Genomic DNA, 1546 nt, shown 5'->3' on the forward strand with positions numbered 1-1546 from the left:
GTTTTGATTTATGCGCCCTTATTCCCCGCATGCTGCATGCCTTACTCATTGCTAAGCCTTGCCCGCGAGGGCGATTAACTGAGTAAGAGACATAATCAGGATTTTTTATGAGAGCCAGATTGTCTATTTTTCTTAACTTGTAACTAATCATTTATCGGCTGGTTTAAGTGGCTTTAATCCGTAAAAAAAGTAGTTTTACTACTTAATTGAGCCGCTTATAATTGGGTATGCCTTATATAATCAATAACATAGTAGTTATTTCAGGATTTAATATGCGGCACTCTGAGAGAATAATGCCATTGTGTGCTTTATTCATTTAACCCTTGCAGAGGGATAAATGAATGTTTAGCAGCTAACTATTGGCCTGATTATGCCGTTGCTCAATCTCATTATAAATATCGTAGGGCAGATGAAATCTAATCCTATCAACTTAAGGTGAATTCGTAGCCTGGGTTAGCATTCTGCGTGTGAGGTTTACTAAGCTCAGATGTATCGCCTAACCCAACATTCTTTTACGCCAAGATGTTGGGTTACGCGGTTTGGTCCGCCTAAAATCGGCGAACAAACCCGCTAACCCAACCTTGTATCTTGTTCCCTGTGGTGGTTAGCTACTACCACACGAGGCGAAGTGAGTTTGAGCCCAACCTTAAGGCATTGACCTTCTTCTGTAGATCAAACCCTTCACCTCCCTTCTTTCGCCAAATCAGACACTGGACGGTAGCCAAGGGCTTTGACCCTGTATGCACAAGGCAAGTGGGCGAATTAGGCTTTTTTACAGGAAGAATTCTCATGTTTTATCTCGGTATTGATGTTGCTAAAGCCAAACTCGATTGTTACTTACTGACCCAACTTGACCCCCTCAAAGGCAAAGCTAAAGTCGTTGCCAATACAGCCAAAGGTCTCGCCGATTTGCTGGCTTGGCTGACTAAAAATCACATCCCTCCCGAGCAGTTGCACGTCACGATGGAAGCCACTGGCGTGTATCACGAATTGGCCGCCACACTGCTGCATGATGCTGGCGTGTGTGTCTCGATTGCCAATCCCGCACAGGTAAAACATTTTGGCCAAGGCCTCGCTGTTCGCACCAAAACCGATGGCATTGATAGCCAAGTGCTGGCACGTTACTGCGCCATGATTAAACCTGCCGCGTGGCTGCCACCGCCGCCTGAAGCTCGCATTCTGAAAGGGCTTCTGGCTCGGCGCGAAGCGATTCTGCAAGATTTGCTGCGCGAACAAAATCGCCAGGAAAAAGCACAATCTACTGTTACGCCAGAGCTGATTCATCAATCAATTACCGACAGCCTTGCCTTTCTAAACACTCAACTCAAAAAACTGCAAAGACAAATCGACGATCATATCGGCCGCCATCCGGGACTAAAAAACGACCTGAATTTACTGCAAACCATTCCCGCAATCGGCCCACAAAGTGGCACGCAATTATTGGCAGTGATGCATACGCATCAGTTCAGTACGGCCGAACAATTATCGGCGTATTTGGGCTTAGTGCCAGTAGAGCGGCAATCGGGTTCGTCATTACTCGGGCGTG

At 46.3% G+C, this 1546-nt stretch carries 1 protein-coding gene; it reads left to right on the forward strand.

Features of this window, described 5'->3' with window-relative positions:
• Window positions 1–789: 789 nt before the first annotated feature.
• The coding region (locus ACFQNF_RS20520; RefSeq protein WP_380190227.1) for an IS110 family RNA-guided transposase at window positions 790–1546 on the forward strand (757 nt) is incomplete at its 3' end.

It is taken from the genome of Iodobacter arcticus (assembly GCF_042664895.1).
Lineage (GTDB): Bacteria > Pseudomonadota > Gammaproteobacteria > Burkholderiales > Chitinibacteraceae > Iodobacter > Iodobacter arcticus.